This is a genomic window from Labrys methylaminiphilus subsp. lupini, assembly GCF_051161885.1.
GTDB lineage: Bacteria > Pseudomonadota > Alphaproteobacteria > Rhizobiales > Labraceae > Labrys.
In genome coordinates, this window is sequence record NZ_JBMDIH010000001.1 from 4,657,385 (window position 1) to 4,673,939 (window position 16,555).

Below are 16,555 nucleotides of genomic sequence, written 5' to 3' on the forward strand. Positions count from 1 at the left end.
CAGTAGAATGATTGCCCTGTGGCCCCTCCACAAATACGGCAAGGGGGGACGCCTGACAATTCTCGAATTAACCCAATCTGCGTGATTACACCTCTATCCTAACCTTTCGAATGCTGACAGCTCGGAGGCAGGGATAGCCATGGCGGTTGAGATGCGGCCGGCGCAGGCGTTGCGGCTCTGGCATGATGTGATGCTGAACCTCGTGCGCGACGCCCAGCCGGATTTGTCGAGCCGGCAGCTTGCCATCCTGCTCACCGTCTATCTCGAGGCACCGCCGCATACCGTGCGCGGCCTTGCCGCCAAACTCGATGTCACCAAGCCGGTGATCACCCGCGCCCTCGACAGCCTGGCCAAGCTCAAGCTCACGGCGCGCCGGCGCGATGAATTCGATCGGCGCAATGTCATCATCCAGCGCACGGTGGACGGTGCGCTCTATGTCGAGAAGCTCGGCGATATCCTGGTTGCTCTCGGCCGGGATCTGCCACGATGAGCAGCCTGGAGCATCGCTCCGTCAAGCAGATAGCCATTTTCAGCAGGGGCGATACGATACCGGTAAATGGAGGCGCGAGCCGCGGCGAAGTGCTTGCAGCCCCTAGCTGCCTGCTTCATTGATGACACCGCCAATTTCAAGGACGAAACCCTTTGACTGCCTATGATCGTCGTATCACACCGGCCCGGCCGGACCTTGCCGCCGCCTCGTTGCGTGGCATCGTCGCGGCACCGCGCTATGTCGAAGGCAGCGAGCGTCGTGTGATCGAGACGGCGGTGCCTCTGCGGCCCGATCCGGATTTCTCGGCCTCGATCGATACTGAGCTCCTCTTCGGCGAAACCTTCACCGTCTATGACGAGATGGAAGGCTGGGCCTGGGGCCAGGCTGGCCGGGACGGCTATGTCGGCTGGCTGTCCGCCAATGCGCTGGCGGCCCCGCGCCCGGCCACCCACCGCATCAGCGTGCTGCGCAGCTTCATCTATCCCGTGCCGTCCATCAAGGCGCCGGTGATGCAGGCCCTGAGCCATGGCTCCGCGCTTGCCGTGGTTGCCAGCGAAGGGCAGTTCCTTCGCCTCGAGGATTGGGGCTTCGTTTTCGCCGCCCATGCCAGGCCCGTCGAATTCAAGGAGGATGATACGGTCGCGGTCGCCGAGCGTTTCCTCGGCGTGCCCTATCTGTGGGGCGGCAAATCGAGCCTCGGCCTCGATTGTTCGGCCCTGGTGCAGACGGCGCGCCATGCCTGCGGCCTTGCCTGCCCGCGCGACAGCGACATGCAGGAAGGCGCGGTGCCAGGCGAAAGGCTCGATCCCGCCGGCCCTCTTTCGCAATTGCGGCGGGGTGACCTCCTGTTCTGGAAGGGCCATGTCGCCATGGTCCGTGACGACAGGACGATGATCCACGCCACCGGCGATACCATGACCGTGATGGTCGAGGGCCTTGTCGAAGGCATTGCGCGCATCGCCGCGGCGGGCAGCCCGTTGCGCAGCATCATCAGGCCGGCCTGACCCGGAAAGGACGGGTCGGAAATCATCCATTTCGGATCGCAGGAGACACCGTGCCATGACCTCGCCTGAAGGAGGATCAGCCAAGGCCCCAGCCTCCGCGGGCCCGACAAAGGCGACAGGGCACGGACTATCGATGCAGGACAAGCTCGCCGCGGGCATCGCCTCCGGCCTGCTGCGCGACCTGCATGTGGTCCTCGCCAGCCATGGCGGACACGTCATCCTCGAACATTATCTGACCGGGACGGACGAAAGCTGGGGGCGACCGCTTGGCGAGGTCGGTTTCGGGCCGCAGACGCTGCATGACCTGCGCTCGGTCACCAAAAGCATCGTCGGCCTGCTCTATGGCATCGCCCTCGATCGCAAACTGGTGCCGCCACCCGACGCGCCCCTGCTGCCGCATTTTCCGGACTATCCCGATCTCCTTGCCGCACCTGATCGGCAGGGACTGCGGATCGAGCATGCCCTCACCATGACGCTCGGCCTCGAATGGGACGAGGAGCGGCCCTATACCGATCCGCTGAACAGCGAGATCGCCATGGAAATGGCGCCGGATCGCTACCGCTTCATTCTTGACCGGCCCGTCGTCGCGGAGCCTGGCACGCGCTGGATCTATTCGGGCGGGAGCGTCGCCCTGGTCGGTGAGCTGATTCGGCGCGGAACCGGCAAGACCCTGCCTGAATTTGCCGAGGAAACCCTGTTCGAGCCGCTTGGCATTGACAGCTTCGAATGGATCACCGGAGACGACGGCGTTGCCTCGGCGGCCTCGGGCCTGCGCCTGCGCGGCGCGGACCTGCTGCGCATCGGCGAGCTGGTGCTCGCCAAGGGCCTTTGGAACGGCGACCGAATCATATCGCAGGCCTGGATCGAGGCCTCGTTGAAGCACGCCATACCGACCGGTGGCGGGCTGGCCTATGGCCGGCTGTGGTTCATCGGCGAGGCAGCGACCACGGCATTGCCCGGCGGCGAGCATCCCTGGTTCGCCGGCTTCGGCAATGGCGGCCAGCGCCTATGGCTGATGCCGGACGCCGGCATCGCTGCCGTGATCTATTCGGGCAAATACAACGCACCCGACGCCTGGGTGACCCCGACGCGCATCTGGCGCGAGATCATTCTCGCCAATGCAGGAAAAGCCTGAAGCAGTCTCCGCGGCCTATTTCGGCGCCGTGCCGTTGAAGGCAAGGATCTCGCCGGCGAGATAGAGTGAGCCGGTAAGCACCACGCGCGGCGCCACTGGAAAGACTTCGCTGGCGATCGCCTCGAGCGCGGACTGGAGGCTGCCATGGGCCTGGGCGGCGAGCCCGGCCTGGCGCGCGGCTTCGGCCACCGCCTCGGGCGATCGGGAAGCCGCGCTGTGTTCGATCGGCACGGTATGCACCTCGCGGGCGAGGCCGGCGAAATTGTGCAGAAAGCCGTCGGAGTCCTTGGTGGTGAGCATGCCGGTCACCAGCACCAACGGCCGGGGATGACGTTCCTCCAGCTCGGCGAGGGCCTCGGCCAGCACGCGGCCGCCATCGACATTATGGCTGCCGTCAAGCCAGATTTCAGAGCCGGCCGGCAGCAGCGCCGGAATGGCACCCTGGGCGATGCGCTGCAGACGGGCAGGCCATTCCACCACCTGCATCGCCTTCTCGAAATGAGCATCCTCGACGGTGAACAGGCTCTGGTTGCGCAGCGCGGCGATGGCAAGGCCGGCGTTGCGATGCTGGTGCCGCCCGGCAAGGCGGGGCAGGGACAGGTCGAGCAGGCCGCGCTCGTCCTGATAGACCAGGCGGCCATTCTCCTCATGCATGTCGAAATCCTGCCCACCGATGACGAGCGGCGCACCGACCCGGGCCGCCACGGCCTCGATCACGGCGCGGACCGCATCGATCTGCGGATAGATCACCCCCGGGGCGCCGCGCTTGAGGATGCCGGCCTTCTCGCGGGCGATGCCCTCGATGTCGGTGCCGAGAAAATCGGCATGGTCATGCGAGATCGAGGTGATCACGCTGAGCAGCGGCTTATCGATGACATTGGTGGTGTCCATGCGCCCGCCAAGCCCCACTTCCAGCAGCAAGACATCGGCCGGATTCTCGGCGAACAGTTTGAAGGCGGCCGCCGTGGTGATCTCGAAGAAGGTGATTGGCGCGCCGTCATTGGCCTGCTCGCAGGCTTCGAAAGCCTCGATGAGCTTGTCCTCGCTCACCAGAGCACCGCCGCCAGCGCTCCCCTTGGGCTGAGCCAGCCGGATGCGCTCGTGGAAATGCACCAGATGGGGCGAGGTATAGACGTGGACGCCGTAGCCGGCGGCTTCCAGCGCCGCGCGCATGAAGGCGATGGTCGAGCCCTTGCCATTGGTGCCGGCGACATGGATCACCGGCGGCACCTGCCGTTCGGGATGGCCGAGCTTGGCCAGCAGCACCTCGATCCGGTCGAGCGAAAGATCGATCTTCTTGGGGTGCAGCGCCATGAAGCGGGAGAGATAGGCGTCGGACTGCGTCATGGCGGCGATAGGGCCTCGAATTGAGCCGGCTCGGACAGAACCGGAAGGGAAACGGCACACCGTCAGCCTTACCTTTTCCCCCGGCGCGGGGCCAGACCCTTTCTTGCCCGGCGTCATGCCTCCCAGTCGATACGCCGGCGACAGATCGAAGCAACCACCGCCCCGGTAAAGGCAAAGGGAAGGAACCAGCCCATCCATCCGCCGGAGAAAACCAGCATCGGAATGCCGGCAGACAATGCGCCGATCAGCGCCCAGAACGCCGGCAGTCGCGCACCGACATTACGCTCGCCCAACCAAGCCAGCAGCACGGCGCCGGTCATTGCCAGAGGAAAGGCGATAATGGTGCCGACGATGCAGAAGGCGAGCCCCACGGTCGGTGCAAGACCCACGGCCACCGCCAGGAAATCGGGCAGGGTCCGCGTGTCGAAGGGTATGGGCTTGGCCGCGTATTGCGCCGAGGCTGTCAGAGCCAGACCGAGCAAGAAGGCCGGCCCAGCGGCAATCGACGCCAGGCCGACACTGGCCATGTTTACGGAACGCGGACGCATCACGGCCTCGTCAAGGCGACACCATGGCTTCCTCGACCGGCGTTGCCGCGGGCCGATGGAGGTCGCCGAGCCAGCCATTCACCTTGCGACCGAACTGGGCAATCGCACCCATGTTGAAGAAGTGCATGGCGCCGAGCACCAGCACGGCCAGACCCACCTTGCCGCTCAGGAAACGTATGGCCCCGGTGACGGTGGTCGGCTCTTCGCCCAGGCTGAGAGAGAGGGTGATGAAGCCGATATTGACGAGATAGAAGCCGACTATGAGCAGATGGTTGGTCGAACGCGCCAGGCTCTCGTTCTGGCCGAAGCACTGGGTCAGGAAGACCAGGCCGCTGCGCGACAGGGTCCGCGCCACCCAGATGGTGATGCCGATGGCAATGACGAGGTAGAGGGCATAGGCAATCTCAGTCATGTCGTTTCCTATCGTTATATCCGTTATTTCTGAATATTCAGAAATAAAATGACGCGAGAAAGTTGAAAACGGCCTCGCATCTCGCCGCTCTATTCCTTGCTTCTTCCCGGAATGAAACGCGCGACCTTGCCACCGAGCTTCATCAAGGTGACGAGGGTGGGCTTGGGCAGCACCCGGACCTGCTCGTACCAGCCGCTCAACGTGGACATGAAGTCGTGCAGGCGCGTCACGCGCTCGCGGATGTGGGCCGGCGCATTGCCGTCACGCTGCAGCTTTTCGGAAAGCTCGCCGAGCAACTGGATGGTGGGGTCGATCTCGCGCCGCTTGCGTTCGATGGCAATGCGCATGAGCATTTCCCAAAGATCGGTCTCGGCGACGAAATGGTCACGCCTGTCACCCTCGACATGGACGCGCCGGACGATGTTGTAGCCCTGCAATTCCTTGAGCGCAGTCGAGACGTTGGAACGCGCCAGGCCCAGTTCCCCGACGATGGTTTCCGCATCGACGGGCCTGTCGGACAAATAGAGCAGCGCATGCACCTGCGCCACCGAGCGGTTGACTCCCCAATAGGTCCCCATCTCGCCCCAATGGAACACGAAGGTCTTGGCTTCGGGGTAGTCGAGCAGGCGCATGATTTATCCTATTTCTGTAAAAACAGAAATAACAGGCATGAGCGAGAGAGTCAATCCGGCGACCTGCCCCGGGTGCACGGGCATCTTGCCCGTACTTCCGATCCTGCAACCGCAGTGCTTCCAAGAACGGGCAAGATGCTCGTGCACCCGAAATCGCGCCCTCAAGAAGGGCCTAGCCTCCCGTGAAGGTCAGGCCGCTTCCGCCGGGATCTCCTTGGGCGGTGTCTTGGTCAGCAGGCGGCAGATGCGCGCGACCGTGGCCTTCATCTCGTTGCGATGCACGACCATGTCGACCATGCCGTGCTCCTGCAGATATTCGGAGCGCTGGAAACCTTCAGGCAGCTTTTCGCGAATGGTCTGCTCGATGACGCGCGGGCCGGCAAAACCGATCAGGGCGCCGGGCTCGGCCAATTGCACGTCGCCGAGCATGGCATAGGAAGCGGTGATACCGCCCGTAGTCGGGTTGGTCAGCACCACGATATAGGGCTTCCTGGTTTCCCGGAAACGCTGGATCGCGACCGTGGTACGCGCCATCTGCATCAGGGACAGAATGCCTTCCTGCATGCGCATCCCGCCACCGCAGGCGAACACCACGAAGGGAACGCCGCGGTCGGCCGCCGTGAGCAGGCCCTTGACCACCGCCTCGCCGGCCGCCATGCCGAGCGAACCGCCCATGAAGTCGAAATCCTGCACGGCAATCACCGTCGGCAGGCCGTCGATCGTACCGGCGCCGAGCTTCACCGCATCCGTCATGCCCGTCTTGGTGCGGGCATCCTTCAGCCGGTCGACATAGCGCTTCTCGTCCTTGAACTTGAGCGGATCCGCCACGACCTCGGGAAGCGCGATGTCTTCCCATTTGCCGTCATCGAACATTAGCTTGAGGCGCTGTGTCGCCGTCATGCGCATGTGATAATTCGAGGCGGGAATGACGTAGTTGTTCTGTTCCAGGTCCTTGTGAAAGACCATCTGCCCCGTCTCGGGATCCTTGATCCAGAGATTCTCAGGCGTGTCGCGGCGCGAGAAGAAATCCTTGATGCGCGGCGGAACGACATTGGCGATCCAGTTCATGGGATACCTTTAAAGCACGGGGCGCCCGCCCTAGGCGGGCTGAGGCTGCTATCAATCATTATCGCCTTACTTAGCCGTTCCGAACGTCTTTGTCAGCGTCCCCGGCGCATGACCGACGACACACGCTGGACGGCGCGCCCGAACCGCGCAATATGTAAGACGAATCCACGCTCAGACTGAAAAGCATCAGGGAGTTCCAGGGATGGCGAACGCCATTTATCCAGATCTGAAAGGCCGCACCGTCGTCATCACCGGCGGCGGGCAGGGCATCGGCGCCGCCACTGTCAGGCTGTTCGCCGAGCAGGGGGCCAAGGTCGGCTTCATCGACATTGCGGAAAAGCCGTCCCAAGCCCTGGCCGACGAGCTCAGTGGGGCCGGCGCCACCGTCCTGTTCAAGAAGGCCGATATCACCGACATCGAATCCCTGAAGGACGCGATCGCCGATATCAGCGCCACGCTCGGCCCGGTCACCGTGCTGGTCAACAATGCCGCCCATGACCAGCGCCACAAATTCTTCGAGGTGACGCCCGACTATTTCGACGACCGGATCGCCGTCAACCTCAAGCATGCCTTCTTCGCCGCCCAGGCAGCCATCCCCGACATGATCGCCGCCGGCGGCGGCACCATCGTCAATCTCGGTTCCGGCTCCTGGCTGATGGGCTCGGAGGATCTGAGCGCCTATGCCACTGCCAAATCGGCCGCCTACGGACTGACCCGCGTGCTGGCCCGTGAATTCGGCAAGGACAATGTCCGCGTCAATTGCGTCATTCCCGGCTGGATCATGACGGAACGCCAGCTCTCGCTCTGGGTCGACAAGGCGGGCGAGGAAGCGATCGCGCGCAACCAGGTGCTCAAGCGCAAGCTGGTGCCCGACGATATCGCCAAGGCGGTGCTCTTCCTCGCCTCCGAGCAATCCTCGGGCATGACCAACCAGCAGATCATCGTGGATGGTGGCTGGTATTGAGCCATCGAGGATCGTCGAGGATCAGGTGTCTCGATCTTCGACATCGATGAAGGCTTCAGATGAAGGATTGGTGCGCGCCATGGCGCTTGCGCGTCGGCGAGCGGGCGGGCATGTAAACGCGACAACCCCAACATCAACCAGATTGGACCAGCATGACTTCCGAACTCATTGCCGTGGATTGGGGCACCAGCCGTTTTCGCGCCTATCGACTCGATAGCGCCGGCAAGGTGCTCGACCGCGTCTCGGCTGAGGATGGCATGTCGACAGTTCCGGCCGGCGGCTTCGCTGCCGTGCTGGAGCGCCATTGCGGCGCCTGGATGAAGGCGAGCCCCGACGCTCCGGTGCTGATGGCCGGCATGGTCGGCGCCCGCAATGGCTGGGCCGAGGCCGCCTACGCGCCCTGTCCCGCCTCCCCCAGGAGCCTGGCAGAAGCAATGCTGCGGATCGACGAGCGGGTTTCGATCATTCCCGGTGTCATCGCACACGATGAAACGGGTCCCGACGTGATGCGCGGCGAAGAAACCCTGATCTTCGGCACCGATGTCCGCGACGGCCTCGTCTGCCTGCCAGGCACCCATTCCAAATGGGCACGGGTGGAGGATGGCATCATCACCGGCTTTGCCACCTTCATGACGGGCGAGACCTACGCCCTCTATCGCCAGCACAGCCTGCTCGCCCGCCTCGCCGCAGAACCCGAGGACCTCACCGGCTTCGACGACGGCCTGGAGGCCGCCACCGACGAACGCGGTCTGCTGAACCGCCTGTTCCAGGCCCGCACCCGCGTGCTTGCCGGGGAGATGAGCGGCGAGAAGGTGGGACCCTATCTCTCGGGCCTTTTGATCAATGCCGAGATCGAGGGCGCCTTCAAGCGCTATGGCGCGGACCATCTCGTCACGCTGGTCGCCGACGGCGTGCTGGCCAAGCGCTATGTTGCGGCGCTGAGGGCTCGCGGCAACGCCATCGAGATCATCGCGCCCGAACGCGCTTTCCTCGATGGTCTTTCCGCCCTTGCCACGGCCCGGTGACATCAGGCCCCAATCAACAACAAGGATAAAACCATGAGCCTCACCCTCGCCTCCGCCCTGGCCGAGATGCCGCTGGTCGCCATCCTGCGTGGGGTCAAGCCGGATGAGGTGGAAGCCATCGCCGAGGCGATCGTCGCGGCCGGCATCCGCATCCTGGAAGTACCGCTCAACTCGCCCGCCCCCCTCACCTCCATCGGCCTTCTCGCCCGTAGCCTCGCCGGACGCGCCTTGGTGGGTGCCGGTACCGTGCTCACCGTTAAGGATGTTGCCGGCGTCGCCGAGGCGGGCGGCACGGTGATCGTCTCGCCCAACACCAATGTCGAGGTGATCCGGGCCAGCAAGGCGCGCGGTCTCCTGTCCCTGCCGGGTTTTTTCACCCCGACCGAAGCCTTCGCCGCGCTGGAGGCCGGAGCCGATGCGCTGAAGCTGTTCCCAGCCGAGATGGCATCGCCGGCCGCCGTCAAGGCCATGCGCGCCGTGCTGCCCCGCAACACCAAGATGCTGGTGGTCGGCGGCGTCTCGCCACAGACCATTCCGCCCTATCTTGCCGTCGGCGTCGACGGCTTCGGCGTGGGTTCGGACCTCTATGCGGTCGGGCGCAGCGCCGCCGAGGTCGGCGAGCGTGCGGCTGCCCTCACCGCCGCCATCCGGGCGCTCCAGGGCGAGCGCACGGCCTGAACCTTTCGGAGCGCGGACTTCCAGTCCGCTCTTAGAGACGATATTGTTGCCAACAGATGCGGACTGGAAGTCCGCACTCCAACAATCGAGGAAACCGCCCTATGATCGTCGTGTTCGGTTCGCTTGGCGTGGACCTGGTCACCAATGTCAGCCATATCCCCCACCCTGGCGAAACCGTGCTGTGCGAAGGCTATTTCATGGTACCTGGCGGCAAGGGTGCCAATCAGGCGGTGTCGGCGGCGCGCGCCGGCTCCAAGACCGCCATCATCGGTTCGCGTGGCAATGACGGCTTTGCCGATCTCGCCCTTTCGGTAATGCGGGAAGCGGGCGTCGATGTCGCGCCGGTGCTGCCGGTCGACAAGCCGACCTGCGTCGCCCTGATCACGGTGGACGAGAAGGCCGAGAACGCCATCGTCGTCGCCTCCGGCGCGAACCAGGCCACGCGCGCCCAGCAGCTGGAGACCTTCGACCTTGCCAAGGGTGACATCGTGCTGCTGCAGCGCGAGATCCGCGACTCCGAGAATTTTGCCGCGATCAAGCACGCCAAATCGCGCGGCGCCCGCGTCGTCTTCAACGTGGCGCCAGCCGGCCCGCTCCCCGAAGAAATACTGCGGCTGGTCGACGATCTCGTCGTCAATGAGCATGAGGCTCTGGTGGTCGCCAGGGCCGCCGGCATTGAAACCGCCGACCCGATCGAAGCCGCCCGGTTGATCAATGAACGCTTCGGCTGCGCCGGCATCGTCACGCTGGGCGCCGAAGGCGTGGTCGGCTGGAGCAATGGCGCCCGCTACGCGGCACCGGCTCTCAAGGTGACGCCGGTCGACACCACCGCCGCCGGAGACAGCTTCACCGGCGCCTATGCCGCGGCTCTCGATCAGGGGCTTGGCCTGGAGGTTGCCCTGGCTCGCGGTGCCGCCAGCGGTTCACTGGCCTGCACGCGACCCGGTGCCCAATCCAGCATTCCGACCAAGGCCGAGATCGACGACGCCATGCGCAATTCATAGGCTTAAGATGGGAGTGGGGCAGCGAGATCTTGCCGGTACGGAAGTTCAACCTCCCCTTGTCGCCACGGCTCCGGCGTGGTACCCGCGCGCTGGCTCGGTGGCCTGCCATGATCGGCCGGTTACTGGTTTACCTTTCCTAGAGTATGGCGCGTCCAAGCCGGAGCGAGCCTTGCTTTAGCCCTTTGTTCTGATGCGTCACTGCCAGGTTGGGCGGCCTTGCCGAACCATGGGGCGCTCTGGAGCGGTTTTTTCTTCGGCCCAAGGGCTGCACACCCACAAGGAACTCGAAATGGCGAACGAACAGCAGAACGGCCCCGAAGAGGCGCAGGAAGTCCAGCCCGCCCTCAACGTGCTGGCGCAATACATCAAGGACCTCTCCTTCGAGAACCCGAACGCACCGCGCTCGCTCGGCAATTTGCAGAACTCGCCGCAGATCCAGCTCACCGTCAACGTCAACGGCAAGCCGCTCGGCGGCCCGGACTATGAAGTGGAGCTTTCGATCGAGGGCGGCGCCGGCGAGGGCGCCAACACTCTGTTCAAGTTCGAGCTGCTCTACGGCGCGGTGATCCGTCTCGCCGGCATTCCCGAAGACAATGTCCACGCCATGGTGATGATCGAAGGCCCGCGCCTGCTCTTCCCCTTCGCCCGCCAGATCATCGCCGATTGCACGCGCAATGGCGGCTTCCCGCCCTTGATGATCGACCCGATCGATTTCGTGGCGCTCTACCGCAACCGCCTCGCCCAGAGCCAGCCGACCGTCGGTCAGGCCTGACGATCGCCGGACTGCGAAACTCTCCTGGACAGGACCGGCGGCGCGATTTCGACGCGCCGCCGGTATGTTGTGAAACAAGTGCCATTCCCGAAGCCGCGCTAAAGTGCGTTGTGATTTGAATGAATCCCTTCAAATCGCAAAGACGCTCTAGCCAATCCGACGGATTGGCTTGGAAACAATGAGCTGGAGCAGGCAAGCGTTCAGTCATGAGCGCGCTTTGCTTCAGATCGGATGTCGATCATCCGGCCGCGCTCCGCAGACGCAAGGACCGGAGGCAGGAGGAATTGGCTTGGGAATGCGGCGGCTGATCGTCGGATGCCTTGCCGCGGCCATGCTTGCCGGTGGCGGCATTTATCTCGTCGGCCAGCAACTGCGCAGTTGCGGCCTCCTCGACGTCTGGCTCCGCCGCAGCGGCTGCATCGCCGCCTATGAATTTTCGAACCTGTTCGACGGCAGAAGCCTCAACAATCCGGCCATGGCGTTCGAAGGCGAAAGCGATCACCTGGCCTTGGCGATGACCGAAACCCAGCCGGCTACCGCTGCCGGCGTCATTCCCCAACGCTATACATTGCTGGAAGTGTCGGCCGAATCAGGCATGATTCTGCGCCGTACCCCGCTGGGCGACTTCGAGGAGGGCCGCCTCAACGGCGCCATCCTGCTCTCCTGGAATGGTCGCCATGCCGTGATGGCCGTGCCGCAGCCAGGCAAAGCGGCCGCCACGGAACAGGTGGTGGCGACCCTCAGGCTCATGCCCCTGACCAGTGGCGATCCCGGGTGGGAGAAGCCGATGGACGACATCCCGACGAGCCGTTCCGGTTTCGGCCAGTTCGACCCGGACAATCAGCGGTTTCGGCTTTTCACCAGAGCCTGGACGATCGGGGGAGAAAAGATCGATCGGGGCCAGGTGAACTGGAACAAGGCGCTCGGCTCCAGCGACATGCCGGTGAATATGCCCGACGGCACCACGGCGGTGGTTCGCGCCAACCAGGGCGTGATCGAGATCGTACAGGCCGATGGCCGCAGATCGAGCCACGATCTCGGCATTGCCAAGCAGCAGATTTCGACCAACTGGCTGCTGCTGTCGCCGGATGGACGCAGATTGTCACTGATCCTGCGTCCGGTCGAGGCAGACGGTATTCTACAGGTCTGGGACATGAGGACCGGCCAGCGCCTCATCAACGCTGCCGTCCCCAGGCTTGCCACGGAAGCGGCCTGGTCCGCCGATGGCCGCCGCCTTGCAGTCCGGCGCGATGGTCGCGAGGGTTCGGGCTACGCCCTGTTCGCCATTGGCGACTGATACCTTCGAACATACTGACACGTCGCCATGACGCTCATCGGCGCCGGCACGCTGCGATGAATGAAAGCCGACACCGGTTCACCGCAAGGGTGGACATAGAAGCGATTCTTCCCTCTCATACCCCATCACGGAGTTGGCTTGGCATGCCTGGAACCCTTGCAAGACGCGCCTCCGAACGACAGCGGTGGCACTTTCGCGCAGGTTTCGCCGTCATACTCGTCCTGTTGCTCGCCCCGACGGACGGAAGGGCAGTGCTGCCGGCCTCCCCTCAATTGGAACGGGAGAGCCGGAACGCCCTGGTGAAGGCGCTCGGCGAGGCCGGTATTTCCGAAACCGGCAGTTCCGCCGTGTTGAACACGCTACTGTCGGTGCTGGGCACCGAGCCAGCGGCCCGGCAATATCGCTACAGCGAACCCTATCCGCAGCTGCCAGACGTCACCGCCACAGCGGTGCCCGCCGAAGCGGACTGCGCCAGGGCGGAATTGACCGTCTTGCCCAAGACGGAACCAAGACGCCCGGTAACGCTCCACGGTCTCTATTGTCTGGTGGACAGGGCGAGCTACACTTGGCGTGGCCGTTCCCTGCAGGTCGAACCCCGCTGAAGCTTCTCACCAGGACCGGCTCTTCCCGGGGAAACGTGTCTTCGATGGCTTGGTCTTTTTGCAACCCGGCATGAAATCGCAGGAAGCGGGTGGCATCGGCCCGGCCGGTGCTGCAGATCTTGAGAAAGCCCGCTTCTCGGATCTGCACCATGACGAGACCTGCCACTCCCAATAACCCGATGGGGCCCGTCGAATGGGGCCTGTTGCTCACTCTCTCGCTGCTATGGGGCGGGTCCTTCTTCTTCACCGGCATCGCGATCAAGGCCCTGCCGCCGTTCACCATTGTCCTGCTGCGCGTCGGCCTCGCCGCACTCATCCTGCTGGCCGTCCTGTCGTTCCACGGCCAATCCCTGCCGCGTGAACCTCGCCTTTGGGCCGCCTTTTTCGGCATGGGCCTGCTCAACAACGTCACGCCCTTCTGCCTGATCGTCTGGGGCCAGACCGAGATCGCCTCCGGCCTTGCCGCCATCCTCAATGCCACGACGCCCCTATGGACGGTAATCGCCGCCCATTTCCTGACGGCGGAAGAACGCATGACCGGCAATCGCCTCGCCGGCGTGATGATCGGACTGTCGGGCGTGGCCCTGATGGTTGGCCCCCAGGCCCTTGCGGACCTGGGCGCGCAGTTTGCCGCGCAATGTGCCGTGCTCGGCGCTGCCATCTCCTACGCGCTCGCCGCTATTTTCGGCCGCCGCTTCAAAGCCCTCGGCGTCGCGCCGATGGTCACCGCCACCGGGCAGGTCACGGCTTCTACCCTGATGCTGGTGCCGGTTGCGATCCTCGTCGACCAGCCCTGGACGCTGGCCATGCCGGGTCCGACGGTCTGGGCGGCAATCCTCGCCCTGGCCGCCTTGTCCACGGCGCTCGCCTATGTCCTCTATTTCCGCATCCTGACCACGGCAGGCGCCACCAATCTGGCCCTGGTGACCTTTCTCATCCCGATCAGCGCCATCCTGCTCGGCGCACTCGTTCTCGGAGAAAGGCTCGAACTGAAGCATTTTGCCGGGATGGCTTTGATCGGCCTGGCTTTGGTGGCGATCGACGGACGTCTTTTCAGGCGCCTGCGCCCAGCATGAGGCGAGCAGAGGGCCGATCTTCAGACCGTTAACCCACCAGCCCCGTCACGGTGCATATTTCTTCCACAAGGCATTCTCGCCCAGGCCAGCAATGAAGGCCTCGTGGGCGGCCAGTTCCTCGGGTCTGATGCGCGATGGCAATGCTTTGGGGCGGGGCCTGACCGCGCCGCCGCCGGCGCGGGCGACGATGGCGGCGGAGGCCGAAGCAAGGCTGAGCGCCGTCTGGCGTCCACCGGTCAGCTCGATGTAGACTTCGGCCAGGATCTCGGCGTCGAGCAAGGCGCCATGCTTGACGCGCTTGGAATTGTCGATGCCGTAGCGCTGACACAGTTCATCGAGCGAAGCGCGCGCGCCGGGGTGCTTGCGCCGGGCCATGGCCAGGGTGTCGACCACCCGGTCCAACTGCAAGACAGCCTTGTTGACGCGCTTCAGCTCCGCATTGAGGAATCGCATGTCGAAGCCGGCATTGTGGATGACGAGATGGGCGTCACCAATGAAATCGACGAATTCCTGGGCGAGCTCGGCGAAGAGCGGCTTGTCGGACAGGAACTCGGCGGAAAGCCCATGCACGTTGAAGGCCTCCACCGGCATGTCGCGCTCGGGGTTGAAATATTTGTGCCAGGTGGCGCCGGTGGGATTGCGGTCGAGCATCTCCACACAGCCGATCTCGACCAGCCGATGCCCTTCATTGGGATCAAGGCCGGTGGTTTCAGTATCGAGGATGATCTCGCGCATGAAAGGCTTCCGACTCAAGCGGTGGAGGACAGGGCTGTGATTATGGCATCCACCTGATTCTGGGCAAAGTCGAGACCCCTGCTTGAATCGATGATGAAATGGGCGCGGCGGCGCTTTTCCACATCCGGCACCTGCCGAGCCAGAATGATGGCGAAGCGTTCCTCGTCCATGCCGGGACGCGCCATTACGCGCTCGCGCTGGATGCGGGCAGGAGCCGAGACCACCGCGACCGCCCGGCAGCGCCGCTCGCCGCCGGTTTCATAGAGCAGGGGGATATCGAGCACGGCAAGGTTCGCCCCCTTGTCACGAGCCGACGCCAGGAAATTCTGTTCGGCGGCATGCACGAGAGGATGCACGATCGCCTCAAGGGTCCGCATCGCCTCGGCATTGCCGAATACCTGCCGCCCGAGCTTGGCGCGATCGATTACGCCCTTCACGGTCACGCCGGGAAAGGCGGCCTCCACGGCGGCCACCGCCGGTCCGGCATAAAGACGATGGACGGTGGCATCGGCATCGTGCACGGGAATGCCGCGCGCCCGGAACATCGCCGCCGTTGCCGACTTGCCCATGCCGATCGAGCCGGTCAGGCCAAGAACGAAGGTCATCATCGCCTCCTAGAGCAAAACGCATTCATGACTGAACGCTTGTTCGCTCCAACTCTTTGTTTCCAGGCCAATCCAACGGATTGGCTAGAGCTCTTCTGCGATTAGAAATAGACGTTCTCATCGTAAAACGCTTTGGATACGGACACGAATGTCCGCGCATCGTGATCACATTGAAGCCTGTCGCCAGGCAGGGATCACCCGAAAAATCCCATCCCCCGGCAGAATACACGCGCATCCCCATTCGTGGGCAAGCGCGCGTATTCTGCAAACGTTTCATATCTTGCGGATTGAACTCGATCGAATGCATGGATGCGATCGAGTTCAACCTGCTTGCGCCTCGATATCCGCCAGCACCAGCGCCCGCAATTGCGGCGTCACCTCGGGCCTGGCGCCGAACCAGTGCTCGAAGCCGGGAACAGCCTGATGCAGGAGCATGCCGAGCCCATCCACCGTGGCAAGGCCGAACCGCCGGGCCGCAGCGAGCAGCGGCGTCTCCAGCGGCACATAGACGATGTCGGTCACCAACGCCGATTTCGGCAGGTGCGAGAGGTCGAGATCGAGCGGCGGCTGGCCCTTCATGCCGAGCGAGGTGGTATTGACCAGGAGATCGGCCCCTTCGAGAGCGGTTTCGGCCTGGTCCCAGGCCAGCGCCTTCACCTTCGAGCCGAAATGGCGAGCAAGAGCTTCGGCGCGTTCCAGCGTGCGGTTGATCAGCAGGATCTCAGCGGCGCCACGCTGGATGAGGCCGTAGAGAATGGCCCGGGACGCGCCGCCGGCACCGAGCACGACTGCCCGCCTCAGATTATCGCTCCAGCCTGGGGCCTCCTGGTCGAGATTGGCAAGGAAGCCGGCGACATCGGTATTCATGCCCTTGAGCACGCCGTCTTCAAACCAGAGCGTGTTGACGGCCTCGAGGTCGCGCGCGACAGGATCGTCCACGCTGGCAAGGCGGAAGGCCGCTTCCTTGTGCGGCACGGTGACGTTTCCGCCGGTAAAGCCCCGATCGGCCAGCGTGGTGGCAAAGGCTTGGAAGGCGGCCGGCTCGACCGCGATGCGTTCGTAACTGCCCTGAATGCCCAGCTCCTTCAGCCAGAAACCGTGGATCAGCGGCGAACGTGAATGGGAGATGGGATAGCCGACGACGAAGGCGCGTTTCATGGC

At 64.0% G+C, this 16,555-nt stretch carries 19 protein-coding genes; 11 read left to right on the plus strand and 8 right to left on the minus strand.

Annotated elements, in window-relative coordinates:
* Positions 1 to 139 precede the first annotated feature (139 nt).
* The 3 genes from ACN6KF_RS21885 (at position 140) to ACN6KF_RS21895 (ending at position 2,629) form a co-directional block, all read left to right on the plus strand.
* Positions 140 to 490: a MarR family transcriptional regulator gene (locus ACN6KF_RS21885; protein WP_434958877.1), complete on the plus strand. Its 351-nt coding sequence runs from the start codon at positions 140 to 142 to the stop codon at positions 488 to 490.
* 152 nt (positions 491 to 642) lie between these two features.
* Positions 643 to 1,494, plus strand: a complete 852-nt coding sequence (locus tag ACN6KF_RS21890) for a C40 family peptidase (RefSeq protein WP_434958878.1) — start codon at positions 643 to 645, stop codon at positions 1,492 to 1,494.
* Between the two features lie 55 nt (positions 1,495 to 1,549).
* Entirely contained in the window at positions 1,550 to 2,629 is a 1,080-nt protein-coding gene (locus tag ACN6KF_RS21895; protein ID WP_434958879.1) for a serine hydrolase domain-containing protein, read from the plus strand.
* A gap of 15 nt (positions 2,630 to 2,644) precedes the next feature.
* On the opposite strand, the gene ACN6KF_RS21900 is transcribed toward ACN6KF_RS21895, so the two are convergent.
* From ACN6KF_RS21900 to accD, 5 genes are all read right to left on the minus strand, one after another.
* Positions 2,645 to 3,976, minus strand: a complete 1,332-nt coding sequence (locus ACN6KF_RS21900) for a bifunctional folylpolyglutamate synthase/dihydrofolate synthase (RefSeq protein ID WP_434958880.1) — start codon at positions 3,974 to 3,976, stop codon at positions 2,645 to 2,647.
* Positions 3,977 to 4,089: 113 nt separating this feature from the next.
* Positions 4,090 to 4,524, minus strand: a complete 435-nt coding sequence (locus ACN6KF_RS21905) for a hypothetical protein (RefSeq protein ID WP_434958881.1) — start codon at positions 4,522 to 4,524, stop codon at positions 4,090 to 4,092.
* Positions 4,525 to 4,534: 10 nt separating this feature from the next.
* The gene (locus tag ACN6KF_RS21910) at positions 4,535 to 4,936 is read right to left on the minus strand and encodes a hypothetical protein (protein ID WP_434958882.1); all 402 of its coding nucleotides are present in this window, start codon (positions 4,934 to 4,936) and stop codon (positions 4,535 to 4,537) included.
* An 89-nt stretch (positions 4,937 to 5,025) separates the two neighbouring features.
* Positions 5,026 to 5,568 (minus strand): GbsR/MarR family transcriptional regulator, encoded by a 543-nt coding sequence (locus ACN6KF_RS21915; RefSeq protein WP_434958883.1) that lies wholly within the window; start codon positions 5,566 to 5,568, stop codon positions 5,026 to 5,028.
* A 189-nt stretch (positions 5,569 to 5,757) separates the two neighbouring features.
* Positions 5,758 to 6,636 carry an acetyl-CoA carboxylase, carboxyltransferase subunit beta gene (accD, locus tag ACN6KF_RS21920; RefSeq protein WP_434958884.1) on the minus strand — a complete coding sequence of 293 codons (879 nt, stop codon included), beginning with the start codon at positions 6,634 to 6,636 and terminating at the stop codon, positions 5,758 to 5,760.
* 202 nt (positions 6,637 to 6,838) lie between these two features.
* On the opposite strand from accD, the gene ACN6KF_RS21925 reads away from it, so the two are divergent.
* From ACN6KF_RS21925 to ACN6KF_RS21960, 8 genes are all read left to right on the plus strand, one after another.
* Positions 6,839 to 7,600 (plus strand): SDR family NAD(P)-dependent oxidoreductase, encoded by a 762-nt coding sequence (locus ACN6KF_RS21925; RefSeq protein WP_434958885.1) that lies wholly within the window; start codon positions 6,839 to 6,841, stop codon positions 7,598 to 7,600.
* Positions 7,601 to 7,752: 152 nt separating this feature from the next.
* On the plus strand, positions 7,753 to 8,625 hold the full coding sequence (locus ACN6KF_RS21930) for a 2-dehydro-3-deoxygalactonokinase (protein WP_434958886.1): 873 nt from the start codon (positions 7,753 to 7,755) through the stop codon (positions 8,623 to 8,625).
* A gap of 33 nt (positions 8,626 to 8,658) precedes the next feature.
* A complete protein-coding gene (locus tag ACN6KF_RS21935; RefSeq protein ID WP_434958887.1) occupies positions 8,659 to 9,303 on the plus strand; it encodes a 2-dehydro-3-deoxy-6-phosphogalactonate aldolase in 645 nt (214 codons plus the stop codon).
* Positions 9,304 to 9,404: 101 nt separating this feature from the next.
* On the plus strand, positions 9,405 to 10,307 hold the full coding sequence (locus tag ACN6KF_RS21940) for a ribokinase (protein WP_434958888.1): 903 nt from the start codon (positions 9,405 to 9,407) through the stop codon (positions 10,305 to 10,307).
* Between the two features lie 289 nt (positions 10,308 to 10,596).
* The gene (secB, locus tag ACN6KF_RS21945; protein ID WP_434958889.1) at positions 10,597 to 11,079 is read left to right on the plus strand and encodes a protein-export chaperone SecB; all 483 of its coding nucleotides are present in this window, start codon (positions 10,597 to 10,599) and stop codon (positions 11,077 to 11,079) included.
* Positions 11,080 to 11,374: 295 nt separating this feature from the next.
* Entirely contained in the window at positions 11,375 to 12,376 is a 1,002-nt protein-coding gene (locus ACN6KF_RS21950) for a WD40 repeat domain-containing protein (protein ID WP_434958890.1), read from the plus strand.
* 143 nt (positions 12,377 to 12,519) lie between these two features.
* Positions 12,520 to 12,978 carry a hypothetical protein gene (locus tag ACN6KF_RS21955; protein WP_434958891.1) on the plus strand — a complete coding sequence of 153 codons (459 nt, stop codon included), beginning with the start codon at positions 12,520 to 12,522 and terminating at the stop codon, positions 12,976 to 12,978.
* 149 nt (positions 12,979 to 13,127) lie between these two features.
* The gene (locus ACN6KF_RS21960) at positions 13,128 to 14,054 is read left to right on the plus strand and encodes a DMT family transporter (RefSeq protein WP_434958892.1); all 927 of its coding nucleotides are present in this window, start codon (positions 13,128 to 13,130) and stop codon (positions 14,052 to 14,054) included.
* 45 nt (positions 14,055 to 14,099) lie between these two features.
* Here the strand turns inward: ACN6KF_RS21960 and dnaQ are convergent, their stop codons facing one another.
* The 3 genes from dnaQ to ACN6KF_RS21975 all read right to left on the minus strand — a co-directional run bounded on the left by dnaQ (position 14,100) and on the right by ACN6KF_RS21975 (position 16,552).
* Positions 14,100 to 14,789, minus strand: coding sequence for a DNA polymerase III subunit epsilon (dnaQ, locus tag ACN6KF_RS21965; RefSeq protein WP_434958893.1), 690 nt, complete (start codon positions 14,787 to 14,789; stop codon positions 14,100 to 14,102).
* A 14-nt stretch (positions 14,790 to 14,803) separates the two neighbouring features.
* Entirely contained in the window at positions 14,804 to 15,394 is a 591-nt protein-coding gene (gene coaE / locus ACN6KF_RS21970) for a dephospho-CoA kinase (protein WP_434959738.1), read from the minus strand.
* 321 nt (positions 15,395 to 15,715) lie between these two features.
* Positions 15,716 to 16,552 (minus strand): shikimate dehydrogenase, encoded by an 837-nt coding sequence (locus tag ACN6KF_RS21975; protein WP_434958894.1) that lies wholly within the window; start codon positions 16,550 to 16,552, stop codon positions 15,716 to 15,718.
* Positions 16,553 to 16,555 lie beyond the last annotated feature (3 nt).